Genomic DNA, 13478 nt, shown 5'->3' on the forward strand with positions numbered 1-13478 from the left:
TGTAATCTCCTTGTCCAACAACTGCCAGCATCCCCTCTCCCGAAGGGGGAGGGTCAGGGAGGGGGAACCGCCGGTGGAGCTGGCGAAGCAGTACCGCCTACTTGATAACCGCATCCAGCACCCGCAAAAGCGGAGCCGGGAAGATACCGATGGCGAGGACGGCGAGGGCGGCGCAGCTAAGCGCCAGCCACTCCGCAGAGGAAGCGGGATGAGGCGGCGGCGGGACTGAGCCGAGGGCGGGAGAAGCCGATTCTGCATGAGCGGCTTGGGGCCCGCGCATGTAGAGCTGCACCACCACGCTCAGGTAGAAATAGGCCGACGCCGCGGCGCTGACTATACCGATGATCGCTAGGGTGGTCTCGCCTCCCCTGATGGCGGCGTAGAAGATGAAGAACTTGCCGAGGAAGCCTGCCGTGGGAGGGATCCCCGCCAGGGCCAGCATGGCGAGGGCCAGCACGCCGCCGCGGAACGGAGCGCTGAATCCCACCCCGGTGTACGCTTCGATATCCGAGCGTTCACCTTCGTCGGAGAGCGAGGCGATGGCGCCGAAGGCAGCGAGATTCATGGTGGTGTAGATGGCGCCGTAGAGAAGGACTGCGGTGTATCCCTCTTTCGTGCCGGTCAGCAGCGCAAGAGCCAGGTAACCCATGTGACCGATGGAGGAGTAGGCGAGCATCCGCTTGATGTTCTTCTGAAGCAGGGCGGCCAGGTTGCCGATCACCATGGAAAGGAGCGATAAGAGGTAGAGCGGCGCGTGCATCTCCGCCATCGGGCTGGCGAAGGCGAGCAGCATCAGGAAGAAAGCGGCGGCCGCGACCTTGGAGCCGGTGGAGAGGAAGGCGGCAACCGGCGCAGGTGCCCCTTGGTAGACGTCCGGTGTCCAGAGGTGAGCGGGGACCAGCGACAGCTTGAAGGCCACGCCGATCACCACCATTCCCCAACCGGCGGAAACGATGGCGTGGTGCTCCGGGGAGGAGACCGAACCCACAAGGGCAAGGGTGCCGGTACCTGCGAAGATGAGGGCGATGCCGAAGGCAACGATGGCGGCGGCCACCGCTCCCATCAAGAGGTACTTGAGACCGGCCTCCCCCGACTCGGCACGTCCGAGGTCGATGGATACCAGGATGTAGAAGGCGAAGGAGACCGACTCCAGCGCCAGGAAGAGGATGAGCAGGTTCGTCGCGCACGCGAGTACGCACATGGCGAACAGAGTAAAGAGGACGACGGAAGGAAATTCCTCACCCTTGATGCCCCGCCGCTCATTGTAGCCGTGCGAGAGGAGCAGGGTGAGCGTGGTGGCGAACGAGAAGACGGGGATCAGGAACTGCGCCAGCTGCGTGAAGGCAAGGCCGGGGACCGTCACCGCACCGGTCGCGGGGGAAACCGCGGCCCAGATGCCGGCCGCAGCCGAGGCGAGCACAGCCAGCCAGTTAAGCGAGCGCTGCTGCACAAGCGGCCCCGCCAAAAGCACCAGCAAGGCGGCGGCGCCCGAGATGATGATGGGCATTATGGGAAGAAGATCGGAAACGGTCATGTTGTGTGAAAACCTCGGTGTTCTCCCGCAGAATTAACGTCCATGTGCCACTTAGGGTCCCTTCTCCTTCAAGGAGAAGGACAGGATGAGGATGGGGGTATTCTCTCGGCACAGGTTAGTTGTTACATCCCACCGACCAAAAGCGCGATCGGGACCCTCACCAGCTCCAGTACCGGCCCGGGATGCACGCCCAGGTAGACTGCAGCGATTGCCAGTGCAGCCAGTACCCCCCCTTCTCTGGCTGAGAGATCCCTTAAAGTCAGCGGCTTCTTCTCCTTGCCGAACAGTATCTCCTGCACGAGCCGCACGGTGTAGATCAGCGTCAGCACCACGCCGAGGAAGGCACCGGCGGCGGCCATTGGCGACACCCTGAAGGTTCCCACCAGCACCAGGAATTCCCCCACGAAGTTGTTCAACCCCGGCACGCCGGCGGACGCCATGCAGAAGAGCAGGAAGAAGAAGGAGAGCGCCGGCACCTTTCCCCAGATCCCGCCGTAGGTGGCGATCTCCCTGCTGTCGGTCCGCTCGTCGAGCATTCCCACCAACGCGAAGAGCGCCCCGGTGGTGACGCCATGGTTCACCATCTGCAGCACGGCCCCCGAGAGCGCAACCGGGCTCCAGGCGGCGATCCCGAGTGCCACGAAGCCCATGTGGCTCACGCTGGAGTAGGCGACCAGCCGCTTCATGTCCAGCTGCGCGAAGGCGATCCAGGCGCCGTAGGCGATGCCGATCACGGAAACGGTGTAGATGAGGGGAGTGCAGGCCCGCGCGGCTTCGGGGAAGAGGGGGAAGCCGAAGCGGATCAGACCATAGGCGCCGGTCTTCAGCATCAGGCTGGCCAGGATCACGCTGCCGGCGGTGGGGGCGTCGGTGTGCGCGTCGGGCAGCCAGGTGTGCAGCGGGAAGACTGGGAACTTGATGGCGAAGGCGAACAGGAAGGCGGCGAACAGCCACACGCTGATCTCATAAGGGATCGAAGTATGGATGAGTTCGAACAGCGAGAAGCTGTAATGGCCGGCCTGGGCCCCGTGCCGCAGGTAAAGCGAGATGATCGCCACCAGCATGAGCAGCGACCCGAAGAAGGTGTACAGGAAGAACTTAACGGCGGAATAGATGCGCCTGCCGTGGCCCCAGATGCCGATCAGGAAGAACATCGGGATCAGCATGACCTCCCAGAAGAGATAGAAGAGGAAGAGGTCCAGCCCCAGGAAGACCCCCTGGATACCGGTTTCCATCGCTAGCAGCAGGGAGTAGTAAAGAGGGAGCCGCTCTTTGATCCCGTTCCAGGAAACCAAAACCGCGATCACGGTGATGAAGGAGGTGAGGAGCACCATGAGCAGGCTGATGCCGTCCATCCCCAAGGTGTAGCGGATCCCGAAGCGCTCGATCCAGGGGAGGTCTTCGTACAGGAAGAAACCGGCGGGCGCGCCTGTCGCCTGGGCGAAGGAGGACGCGGTCAGCACCCAGGCGCTGACCGCCAGCTCGGCAACCGAGAAGATGAGGGTGATCAGCCGCAGCGCGTCGTGGTTGCGCCGGAAGGGGAGCAGCACGAGCGATCCCAGCAGCGGAAGGAAGACCAGCAGCGAAAGTATGGGGAAGTTTGAAGGCATCGCGTATCGGTCCTGTGTTAAAGAAGGCGCCAGGCGAGGTAGCCGAGCATCAGGGCGCCTCCGGTGGCGAAGCTCAGGATATAAATGGAAATCCGCCCGCTGCTCCAGCGGCCAAGCAGGCTCCCGGAAAAGCCGAGACCGCTCCCCAGCCGGTCGAGCGAGTCGTCGATCACACCTTCGTCCACCTTCTGCCACAGGATACCGGAAAGGACGTGGTAGGGGCGGATCAGGGTGTGATAGTAGAGGCGGTCGAAGTACCAGCCGTTCAACAGGAAAGCGTAGTAGCTGGCCGGCTGTGAGCCCGATTCCCTCACCCGGGCGCTCCTTGCCGATTCACGGTAGCGCAGGTGGGCGATCAGCAGGCCGGCGATGGCCACCACGGTGGCAACGCCCTGCAAGGCCAGCTCCTCGGTCACCGAGCCCTCGTGGGGGGCTCCGGTCAAGGTGGCGAAGAAGCGGGTCAGGAAGCCTCCACCCAGGTATTCAGGGAGGTTCAGCACGCCGCCGAAAAGCCCGAGGATGGCGAGCGGGATCAGCACCAGCTGCATGACCGTCAGGTCGCGGTGGACGTGAGGATGGCCGTTGCTGCCGCCAAAGACCAGGTAGACAAGGCGGAAGCTGTAAAAGGCGGTGAGCAGGGCGGTCAGCAGTGCCAGCACGTACAAGGAGATGTAGAGCGGGCCACCTTTGAGCAGTACCGCCATCAGGATGCTGTCCTTGCTGAAGAAGCCGCCGGTCAGGGGAAGCCCGGCGAGACAGGCGGCACCGGCCAGGAAGGGCCAGAAGGTGAGTGGCAGTGAGCGGCGTAGGCCCCCCATCTTGTAGATGTCCTGCTCGTGGTGCATGGCCGTGATGACGCAGCCGGCACCGAGGAAGAGCAGCGCCTTGAAGAAGGCGTGCACCAGCAGGTGGAAGGTAGCTGCCGTGATGGCACCCGCCCCGACGCCGAGCGTCATGTAGCCGATCTGGCTGATGGTGGAGAAGGCCAATACCTTCTTCAAGTCCCGCTGGGCAACGGCGCAGGTGGCCCCGTAGAAGGCGGTGAGGCAGCCGGTGATGGCGATGGCGGCGGTAGCGACCGCCGAGCTGCCGATCAGGGGGAACATGCGGGCCAACAGGTAGACGCCGGCGGTCACCATGGTCGCGGCATGGATCATGGCCGAGACCGGCGTGGGACCGGCCATTGCGTCGGGGAGCCAGACCATGAGCGGCACCTGGGCCGATTTCCCCATGGCCCCCACCAGGAACAAAAGGCCGAGGCCGGTAATGACCCCGCCGGGCATCAGGAACCCCATCCCGTTCACTTCATGGATGGAGAGAGTACCGAACAGCTGGAACAGCCAGGCGAGGGCGATGAGGAGTGCGGTGTCGCCGACCCTGGTGGTGATGAAGGCCTTTCTGCCGGCGGTGGCGTTACTGGGGTCGGAGTACCAGAAGCCGATCAGCAGGTACGAGCAGAAGCCCACCCCCTCCCAGCCGAGGTATAGAAGGGGAAGCGTGTCGGCGAGGACCAGGGAGAGCATGGCGAAGACGAAGAGATTGAGCAGCGCGAAGAAACGTGCATAGTCGGCGTCCTTTGCCATGTAGAAGACCGAATAGACATGGATGAGGCCGCAGACAAAGCCGATCATCACTACCAGCGAAAGAGACAGCGGGTCGAGGTACAGTGAGAACGGCGCTTTTAAATCGAAGGCCGTAAGCCAATCGGCAAGCAGCACCGTCTGGGGCCCGTGGTAGGCCAGGGCGGCCAGCACGGCACAGACGAAGCTCCCCCAGACCGCGGCGCAGACGATGACCTCCACCAGCCTGCGCGGCAGGTTCCGGCCGGCCAGCGCGCTGAGCAGGCCTCCGAACAGGGGAAACAAGAGCATGAGAGACAGGTAGGTCGTCATCGGTCAGTTATCCCTTCATGGTGCTGAAGTCGTCGGTGTTCACCGACTGTTTGCGCCTGTGCAGGTAGACCACCATGGCCAGCGCCAGTGATACCTCTGCCGAGGTGAGCGCGATCAGCATCAGGGAGAACAACTGTCCGTCGGCTATCCCCCAGTGGGCGGAGCCCGCCACGAAGGTGAGCATGACCGCGTTCAGCATGATCTCGATGCCGATCAGCATCATGATGACGTTGGTGCGCCAGGCGATGGTGCAGGCGAGCCCCATGGCGAACATGAGCGCGGCCAGTATCAGCACGTGATAGAACGGGATGGTCATCTGCGCCTCCCGAGGTAGAGCGCCCCTACCAGTGCGAAGAGGAGCTGCATGGAGATGATCTCCACTGCGACTCCGTAGCGCTTGAAGAGGGTCTCGGAGAACTGGCGTACGGTGATGTCGACGAAACCGGGGGCGGTGGCAGGCTCCCTGGTGACGGCGATGACGCCGACCGAACCGACGATGATGGCAAGGAGGATGATGGTGGGCCACCAATCGGCGGCCCTGGGGAATGTGAGACTCTCGGGGTGGCCGAGGTCGAGCATCATGATGACGAACAGGAACAAGACCATGATGGCGCCCGCGTAGATGATGACCTCGAAGGCGGCGACCAGCGGTGCGCCCAGCAGGTAGAAGATGAGGGCGAGCGAGAAAAACGAGGTGACCAGGTAGACGACGGCGCGCACCGCCTGGCGGGCGGTGATGGCCATAAGCGTCCCGATCAGGGTGACTGCGGACAGGATGTAGAAGAGAACAGCTTCCATGTAGCTCCAGTAGGGTGACTTACGGCAGCAGCGACCGCACGTCGACCGGCGGATCTTCGTCAGGATTGCCGCCACGCGGGTTGACGACCCCGATGCCCGCGTGGCGATAGAAGTTGTAGTTGTGATCCTTGCCTGTCCCGTCGATCAGCAGATCCTCTTTTTCGTACACCATGTCCAAGACGGTTCTCTTGCACGGAAACATCTCCGGAGACATCTGGATGGCCAGGGTCGGGCAGGCCTCGGCGCAGAGGCCGCACAGGATGCAGCGCGAGAAGTTGATTCTGAACCAGGCGGCGTAGCGGCGCCCGTTGGGGGCCTCGGCGGCGGCCATCGAGATGCAGTCGACCGGGCAGGCCCCGGAGCAGAGATAACAGGCAACGCAGCGTTCCTCGCCGTCCGGGTCACGGGTCAAGACGATGCTTCCCCGGAAGCGGGAGGGCATGGCCCGCCTCTCCTCGGGGAACTGCACGGTCACCGGCTTCCGGAACATGTGACGGAAGGTGATGGCGAGGCCGGTGATTATCTCTTTGATGTCCCTCAGTATGGTCATTAGCTACCTGGTCTCCGGCTCCGGTCCGGTATCAGCAGTGGGTTGATTCAGCGGCGACCGCTGGCCGCCTGTTCAATGATAGCCGCCCTTCCGAAAAAATCAGGAGGAGGGGAAGAGCGGGGGACTGGCTCCGCACGGTGCCTGTCCCCTCCTATGTGGCCGTGGAGATGCTCGTCAATGGGTACGTAGCGACTGCATCAGGATGTCGAGCGTGTGGGCGTGCCGGTTGTTCTGGGCGTAACCCAAAGCCGTGGTCCCCGAATAGGACATGGCCATCGGGTCGGCACCGTAACTCACCAGAGTCTCGCTAGTCTCGTCGCAACCGTAGTTGGCGGACAGCATCAGCGGGGTATAGCCGTCCCTGTCCCTGGGATCAACCTGCGCCCCCTTGGAGAGGAGCAGTCGGACCACTTCGACCTTGCCGTGGGCGGCGGCGTAGTGCAGGGCGGTCCTTCCCTTGCTGCTTCTAGCTTCCAGGTTTGCTCCACATTCGAGAAGAGCGCTGACCTCGGCGAGGTTGCCAGCTTTCGCCGCATCCATCAGTGCGGTGTGGCCATTTCTGTCCACCGCATCCACCTGTTTGGTGAAACCCTCCCCAGACTCGATTTCCACTGTCGTTTTCATCGTAGTTCCTCCTTCTTGTGGTGAGTTACAGTGCCCGGTACAGCGCCTCTTTATCTCAAAGCAAGCCACCAGCCGGTGGCGAGGATGTTGAGGAGCGCAAGCGGGGTCAGGAACTTCCAGCCCAGATGCATGAGCTGGTCGTAGCGGAGGCGGGGGAGGGTGCCCCTGACCCAGATGAACAGGAACGAGAACACGGTGACCTTGATGAAGAACCAGAGGATCGGAGGAAGCAGCGGCCCGCGCCATCCTCCGAGGAAGAAGACCGAGGCGAGCGCCCCGAGAGCAATGATGTTGATGTATTCGCCGACGAAGAAAAGCCCGAAGCGCATGCCGGAGTATTCGGTGTGGAAGCCGGCCACCAGTTCCCCTTCCGCCTCGGGGAGGTCGAAGGGGATCCGCTTGCATTCGGCGAAGATACTGACCAGGAAGATCAGGAAGGCGATCGGCTGGTAGACCACGAACGGCATGTCGGCCTGGGCGTTCACGATATCGGCCATGCGCAGCGACTTGGCCATCATCACCACCGGCACCAGGGAAAGCCCCATGGAAAGTTCGTAGGAGATCAGCTGCGAGAGGCCCCTGATGCTCCCCAAGAGCGCGTATTTGGAGTTGGACGCCCATCCTCCCAGCGCCACGCCGTAGACGGCGATCGAGGAAAGGGCCAGGAAGAAGAGGACCGAGACGTCCAGGTCGGTGACCTGCACGTTTACGTTGCGGCCGGCAATTGTCAGGGGCGCTGCCATGGGGACCACTGAGAAGGTGAGGATAGCGGGGATGGCCGCCATGGCCGGGGCCAGCGAAAAGAGCAGGCGGTCGGCAGCGGCCGGGATCAGGTCCTCCTTGGTCAGCATCTTGATCACATCTGCCAGCGGCTGCAGGAGGCCGAAAGGGCCCACGCGGTTGGGGCCGATGCGGTCCTGGATCCAGGCCAGGATGCGGCGCTCCGCCAGCACCAGGTAGGCGGCCAGGGTCAGGATGATGAAGAATACCAGCAGTATCTTCGCCACCATGAAGCCTATGTCAAGAAGGTCCCAAGTCATAGAATTGCCATCTGCCCCTAATGCGTATCCATCTTTCTAGCTCTCTCCACCTTCTGCCAGCTCTCCCTCTCCCCTCGGGAGAGGGCGGGGGTGAGGGAAGCCTCGCATCTTCGTGGAAAGTTCCCTCACCCTAACCCTCTCCCGGAGGGAGAGGGGACAGTCGGTAGTTCCCGGTAACCTTATAGCTGCCCGAAGATTCTTACGCCGCCGCCCTCCGGATCTATATCCTTCAGCTTGCTCCACTTCCCGACCAGCGGCTCCTCGATCCGTTCGCCACCCAGTCTCTCGATCAGTTGGGCGATGACCTTCCAGCTGTCCCGCTCCTGGCCGCCGGGAATCTCGCTGCGCGGTACCCTGGGCGGATGGAGCGGTGTGGGCTCCTTCTGGTGCAGGTAGTACTTAGGATCGAGCCCCTTCAGCGGGAGGCCGGCCCTGAAGGCGCGCTGGAACCGTTGCGCCCGTCCCTCGAAGTTGATGGCGGTGCCGTCGGACTCCACCCAGGTCGTGGTGGGGAGGAAGACGGCGGCCTTTTCGCCTGCCTCGCTCACACGCCAGTCCGCGCAGGCAAGGAGCGAGATCCCTGCCGGCAGCTGGGCAGGAAGATCCGCCTCGAAGCTGACCACTGCCTTGATCTTGCCCCCGGCCACAAGTTCGGAGAGCGGGGCGGCATCGTGCTCACGGGCGAGGAGAGCGGTGGCAAAGGCATTGGGGCCCGGCTGGAGGATCATCACCTTAACCCCGCTGGAGGCGAGCTTGTCCACCGTTTCTGTCCATTGGTCGCCGGCGCCGCAGATCGCCACCCTTTTCGAGCCTTCTTCCGACGGTACCTCGCTCACGCTGGCAGCCGCTGTCCACTGGAAAGGAAGTTTCTTTCCGTCCACGCTCGGTCCGGCTGCAACAAGGTAGACCTTGGCGCCACGCAGGGAGGCCTTCCTGATCGCCGGGGCCAGCATCGCCCCCTCCTCGATCAGGTCGACATCCAGCAGGGAGATGACATCCGCCCCTTCCAGCTCCTGTACGGTCGCGGCGCTCTGCTCGTCCAGCAGATTGGTCGCGGCGATGCTCCCCTTTGAGGAGGCTGCATCCCCGTAAAAGCAAACCGGCGATTCCAGGAGCTTGGCCAGTTCGCCAAGCAAAACGGCCCCCTCCAGGGAGAGTCTCGGCGACCCTACCAGGGCGAGGCTCCCGGAGCCGTTCACCTTTATCAGGTCGTTGATGCGCGCGGTCAATGCGTCAAGGGCATCTTCATACCCGCAGATGCTCCCGTCGACCTTCGCCTCGCGCGGCCGCAGCGGGTCGTTCAGGTACTTCTTATCGAAGCGGCCCCGGTCGCAGATGAACCAGCTGTTCACCGCGTCGTTCCTGCGGCCGACTATCTTGATCACTTCCCGCTGGTACGCCTGTGGCGCGGTATTGCAGCCGACCGAGCAGTGCTGGCAGATGGAGGGGGAGTACTCGTAATCCCAGTAGCGGGCCCGGAAGCGCCCGGTCTTGTCGGTGAAGACGCCGGTGGGGCAGATATCCACCAGGTTGCCCGAGAAAGGCGATTCCAGCTGACCTTCCTGGAACCTGCCGAAGTAGACCCGCCCGGCGCTTCCCATGACGCCGAAATCGGTGCCGCCCGCGTACTCCTGGTAGAACCTGACGCAGCGGTAGCACTGGATGCAGCGGTTCATCTCGTGGTAGATACCCTCGCCCAGGTACTGGTTCTGATGCGTACGCTTCTTCCCCTGGTAGCGCCGTCTGCTGTGCCCCCCGGCGATGGTGAAGTCCTGCAGCAGGCATTCGCCCCCCTCGTCGCAGACGGGGCAGTCGTGGGGGTGGTTGATCATCAGCCATTCGATGACCAGGCTGCGGAGCTTCATCGCCTCGGGATCGGTGGTGGAGACCACCATGCCGTCCTGCGCGGGAAGCGAGCACGACATCTGGATTCCCTTCACCGGACCGTCCAGGAGCTTGACGGCGCAGAGCCTGCAGGCGGCGGCGATGGCGAGCGCGGGGTGGTAGCAGAAATGAGGGATGGTGATGCCCACCTTGCGTGCGGCCTCCAGCACGCTGGTTCCCTGCGGCACCTCAACCTCTATGTTGTCGATGATCAGCTTCGGCATGAAAGAAGGTATCTCCGAACCCCATCCTCACCCTGCCCCTCCCCTTGAAGGGGAGGGAACGAAGGACGAGGTTTCTCAAAACAATGACACTGCGTATAGGTCCCCTCCTTGATAAAGGGGGGACAGGGGGGATTGCTTTTTTAGGCCTAATCCTTCAAAGGGCACTTCCCCTTTAAGATATGCTCCCTCACCTCGTCCTCGAAACTCCTCAGAAGCCCCTCCACCGGCGCCATGGCGCCAGGTGCCAGCGCGCAGAAGGAATAGTTCAAGTACTTGATGTGCTCGCGCAGGATCTCGATGTCCCGCTCCTCCCCGCCTCCCGTCTCGATCCGTTGCAGGATCTCCTTCACGAAGGGAAGACCGTCCCGGCAAGGAGTGCACCAGCCGCAGGATTCGCGGGCGAAGAAGGTGATCAGATTGAGGGTGGCCTCGACCAGGCAGTGTCCCTCGTCGAAGACGATCACCCCGGCGCTTCCCAGCCGCGAGCCTGCCTTGGCGACCGTGTCGAAATCCATCGGCACGTCCAGGTGGTCCTCGGTCAGGAACTGGGTTGACGCGCCCCCCGGGATGCAGGCCTTGAATTTCTTCCCGTCGCGCATGCCGCCGCAATGGACGTCGATGATCTCCCTTAGGGTAGTGCCGATGGGAAGTTCGAGGCAGATACGGTTGGCGACCGAACCGCTCACGCAAAATAGCTTGTTGCCGGCCCCCTCAGGATTTTTGGCAAGTCCCTTGAACCAGGCCGCTCCGTTGGCGATGATGGCCGGCACGTTGGCGAGCGTCTCCACGTTGTTGACCACCGTCGGCCCGTTCCAGAGACCTTTCACCGCCGGGAAGGGGGGCTTCATCCTGGGGTTGGGGCGCTTCCCCTCCAGCGCGTTGATAAGGCCGGTCTCCTCGCCGCAGATGTAACGTCCCGCGGAGAGGTGGAGGTCGAGGTCGATGGAGATCTCGCTGCCGAGGACCTTCTCGCCGAGAAGCCCCGCCTCCTTGGCCTCGGCGATGCCCCGAGTCAGGTAGCCGGCCGCCTTCTCATACCCCTTGCGGATGAAGATGAAGGCGTGCCTGACCCCGAGGGCGTAGCAGGCGAGCGCCATCCCCTCGATCAGGAGGTACGGGTTGTGTTCGAGGAGCACCCGGTCCTTGTAGGTGCCGGGTTCCATTTCGTCGCAGTTGCAGACCAGCCAGCGCGGCCCGGGGAGGTTGCGCGGGACGAACGACCACTTCTTGCCGGTGGGAAATCCCGCGCCGCCGCGCCCACGCAGGCCGGAGTCCATCACCGTCTGCTGCACCTCGTCGGGCGTCATCTTGGTGATGGCCTTGGTCAGCGCCTCGAATCCCCCCTCGTCGCGGTACTCCTTGAAGGTGACCGGCCGGCCCCGGCGGTTATGTTTGAAAAGAAGATATTCCATTCAGTAATTCCAGCATGTTTCCTGATTTTACCCTCGCCCCTTCAGGGGAGAGGGTGCCCGACTTATTCACCCTTTCCTTTCCTGCTCCAATATCTCGTCCACCTTCTCCGGTGTCACGCTGGCGTAGAGGTTCCCCCCCACCGACATGGCGGGGCTGTCGCCGCACATCCCCATGCAGCAGGCGGGGAGCAGGGTGAACATGCCGTCGGCGCTGGTCTGTCCCACCTCGATGCCCAGCCGTGTCCTCAGGTGGTCCATGATCCGCTCGAAACCGGCGCACCAGCAGGAGATGGAATCGCAGACGTGGATCACCTTCTTCCCCACCGGACGGCGGTAGATCATTTCGTAGAAAGTGGCGAGTTCGTCCACCTGCAGCGTGGATAGCCCCAGCAGTTCCGCCGCCTCGCCGACCGCCTCGTCCGTCAGCCAGCCGTAGTGAGCCTGCAGCTCCTTCATCACGTCGACCGCCGCCTCGCGCGCGGTGACCGCCGAAGCGACGCGCTCTTGCAGGGATTTTTTCAGTTGCTCGGGTATCATGAGGGGCCTTTTCCCGTCTACTTTGGTGTTCTTCGAGGTTCCAGTCTTACCTGTCCAGATCCGCCAGCACGAAGTCGATCGAGCCGATGATGGCCAGGAAATCGGCCACCAGCCACCCGCGACTCAAGACCGGCAGCGACTGGATGTGGGGGAAGGACGGCGTCCTGATCCGCATCCGGTAGGCGGTATGCAGGCCGTCGGAAACGGCAAAGTAGCCATTCTCACCCTTGGGCGCCTCGATGGCGGTATAGCACTCCCCCCTGGGTGGCGACATGCCGCGGGTGCTGTTGACGAAGTGGTGGATCAGCGACTCGATGTCGTTCAGGGTGTCGTGCTTCTGCGGCAGCACGTAGCGATAGTCGCTGGAGACCCAGCGCCCTCCCGGCATCCCCTCGGCCGCCTGTTTTACGATGGCGTAGGACTGCCTCATCTCCTCCATGCGCACCAGGTAGCGCGCCATGCAGTCTCCACCCTGCGCGGTGGCGACTTCGAAGTTGAAGTGGTCATAAGAGCTGTAGGGCATCTTCTTGCGCAGATCCCAGTCGAATCCGCAGGCCCTCAGGTTGGGGCCGGAGAGCCCCCACTCGATCGCCTCGTCCGCCGAGATGGCCGAGACCCCGACCAGGCGCGCCTTGAAGATGGGGTTGCCGGTCAAAAGCTTGTCGTACTCGGCGAGCCTGGGCGGGAACCAATCGAGGAAGGCCTTCACCTTCTCCAACCAACCCTCCGGAAGATCTTCCGCCACGCCCCCGATCCTGAACCAGGCGGGGTGCATGCGCCCGCCGGTGACGGTCTCCACGATATCGAAGATCTTCTCCCGGTCCGTGAACGTATAGAAGACCGGCGTCATGGCCCCGATGTCTGCCGCGAAGGTACCGAGCCACACCAGGTGGTTGGCGATGCGGAAGAGCTCGGCCATCATGACCCGGATGTACTGCGCGCGCTCCGGCACCTCCACGCCGCACAGCGACTCTACCGTGTGCACGTACGCCAGGTTGTTCTGGACCCCAGCCAGGTAGTCGATGCGGTCGGTGTAGGGGAGGAACTGGTGCCAGTTCTGCCGCTCTCCTATCTTCTCTGCCGCCCGGTGGTGATAGCCGATGTCGGTGTCCAGGTCGACGATCTCCTCCCCGGAGAGCTTCAGGATGAACCGGATGACGCCGTGGGTGCCGGGGTGCTGCGGACCCAGGTTGAGGATCAGGGTCTGGTCGTCCACCCGGTCGAAGAAGTCCCCGGCCGGCAGTGCCTTGTGCCTCTGCGCGTCCGCCGTGGTATAGGGCGGCAGCTCCGTGGCGCGGGAGGGGTGCTCCTTCCTGAGCGGATGCCCCTGCCAGTCGTGTGGCATCAGGATGCGGCGCAGGTCTGGGTGCCCG

Annotated in this window: 12 protein-coding genes; all 12 read right to left on the reverse strand. The window is 63.1% G+C overall.

Annotation, left to right across the window (positions count from 1 at the left end; all coding sequences use genetic code 11):
• Nucleotides 1-97: 97 nt before the first annotated feature.
• Entirely contained in the window at nt 98-1534 is a 1437-nt protein-coding gene (locus tag VJ604_RS12200; protein ID WP_324082857.1) for an NADH-quinone oxidoreductase subunit N, read from the reverse strand.
• 122 nt (nt 1535-1656) lie between these two features.
• On the reverse strand, nt 1657-3144 hold the full coding sequence (locus VJ604_RS12205; RefSeq protein WP_324082858.1) for a complex I subunit 4 family protein: 1488 nt from the start codon (nt 3142-3144) through the stop codon (nt 1657-1659).
• 17 nt (nt 3145-3161) lie between these two features.
• On the reverse strand, nt 3162-5036 hold the full coding sequence (nuoL, locus tag VJ604_RS12210) for an NADH-quinone oxidoreductase subunit L (protein WP_324082860.1): 1875 nt from the start codon (nt 5034-5036) through the stop codon (nt 3162-3164).
• A 7-nt stretch (nt 5037-5043) separates the two neighbouring features.
• Entirely contained in the window at nt 5044-5352 is a 309-nt protein-coding gene (gene nuoK / locus VJ604_RS12215; protein ID WP_324082862.1) for an NADH-quinone oxidoreductase subunit NuoK, read from the reverse strand.
• Nucleotides 5349-5834: an NADH-quinone oxidoreductase subunit J family protein gene (locus VJ604_RS12220; protein ID WP_324082864.1), complete on the reverse strand. Its 486-nt coding sequence runs from the start codon at nt 5832-5834 to the stop codon at nt 5349-5351. Before VJ604_RS12220 ends, nuoK begins: the two co-directional genes overlap by 4 nt.
• 19 nt (nt 5835-5853) lie before the next feature.
• Nucleotides 5854-6384 (reverse strand): NADH-quinone oxidoreductase subunit NuoI, encoded by a 531-nt coding sequence (gene nuoI, locus VJ604_RS12225; protein ID WP_324082867.1) that lies wholly within the window; start codon nt 6382-6384, stop codon nt 5854-5856.
• 174 nt (nt 6385-6558) lie between these two features.
• Nucleotides 6559-7008, reverse strand: a complete 450-nt coding sequence (locus tag VJ604_RS12230) for an ankyrin repeat domain-containing protein (protein WP_324082869.1) — start codon at nt 7006-7008, stop codon at nt 6559-6561.
• A 50-nt stretch (nt 7009-7058) separates the two neighbouring features.
• Complete coding sequence (gene nuoH, locus VJ604_RS12235; RefSeq protein WP_324082871.1) at nt 7059-8048, reverse strand: NADH-quinone oxidoreductase subunit NuoH; 990 nt, start codon at nt 8046-8048, stop codon at nt 7059-7061.
• A 179-nt stretch (nt 8049-8227) separates the two neighbouring features.
• A complete protein-coding gene (locus VJ604_RS12240; protein WP_324082873.1) occupies nt 8228-10156 on the reverse strand; it encodes a 2Fe-2S iron-sulfur cluster-binding protein in 1929 nt (642 codons plus the stop codon).
• Nucleotides 10157-10302: 146 nt separating this feature from the next.
• Nucleotides 10303-11568 carry an NADH-quinone oxidoreductase subunit NuoF gene (gene nuoF, locus VJ604_RS12245; protein WP_324082875.1) on the reverse strand — a complete coding sequence of 422 codons (1266 nt, stop codon included), beginning with the start codon at nt 11566-11568 and terminating at the stop codon, nt 10303-10305.
• A gap of 66 nt (nt 11569-11634) precedes the next feature.
• Nucleotides 11635-12105 (reverse strand): NADH-quinone oxidoreductase subunit NuoE, encoded by a 471-nt coding sequence (nuoE, locus tag VJ604_RS12250; RefSeq protein ID WP_324082877.1) that lies wholly within the window; start codon nt 12103-12105, stop codon nt 11635-11637.
• A gap of 46 nt (nt 12106-12151) precedes the next feature.
• Nucleotides 12152-13478: NADH dehydrogenase (quinone) subunit D (gene nuoD, locus VJ604_RS12255; RefSeq protein WP_324082879.1), on the reverse strand; the 1327-nt coding region annotated here is incomplete at its 5' end.

The organism is Geomonas sp., assembly GCF_035254065.1.
Lineage (GTDB): Bacteria > Desulfobacterota > Desulfuromonadia > Geobacterales > Geobacteraceae > Geomonas.

Excerpts from the sequence above, each read along its gene's own strand:
- VJ604_RS12200 (WP_324082857.1), bottom strand. The coding sequence starts at position 1,534 with ATGACCGTTTCCGATCTTCTTCCCATAATGCCCATCATCATCTCGGGC.
- VJ604_RS12205 (WP_324082858.1), bottom strand. The coding sequence starts at position 3,144 with ATGCCTTCAAACTTCCCCATACTTTCGCTGCTGGTCTTCCTTCCGCTG.
- nuoL (WP_324082860.1), bottom strand. The coding sequence starts at position 5,036 with ATGACGACCTACCTGTCTCTCATGCTCTTGTTTCCCCTGTTCGGAGGC.
- nuoK (WP_324082862.1), bottom strand. The coding sequence starts at position 5,352 with ATGACCATCCCGTTCTATCACGTGCTGATACTGGCCGCGCTCATGTTC.
- VJ604_RS12220 (WP_324082864.1), bottom strand. The coding sequence starts at position 5,834 with ATGGAAGCTGTTCTCTTCTACATCCTGTCCGCAGTCACCCTGATCGGG.
- nuoI (WP_324082867.1), bottom strand. The coding sequence starts at position 6,384 with ATGACCATACTGAGGGACATCAAAGAGATAATCACCGGCCTCGCCATC.
- VJ604_RS12230 (WP_324082869.1), bottom strand. The coding sequence starts at position 7,008 with ATGAAAACGACAGTGGAAATCGAGTCTGGGGAGGGTTTCACCAAACAG.
- nuoH (WP_324082871.1), bottom strand. The coding sequence starts at position 8,048 with ATGACTTGGGACCTTCTTGACATAGGCTTCATGGTGGCGAAGATACTG.
- VJ604_RS12240 (WP_324082873.1), bottom strand. The coding sequence starts at position 10,156 with ATGCCGAAGCTGATCATCGACAACATAGAGGTTGAGGTGCCGCAGGGA.
- nuoF (WP_324082875.1), bottom strand. The coding sequence starts at position 11,568 with ATGGAATATCTTCTTTTCAAACATAACCGCCGGGGCCGGCCGGTCACC.
- nuoE (WP_324082877.1), bottom strand. The coding sequence starts at position 12,105 with ATGATACCCGAGCAACTGAAAAAATCCCTGCAAGAGCGCGTCGCTTCG.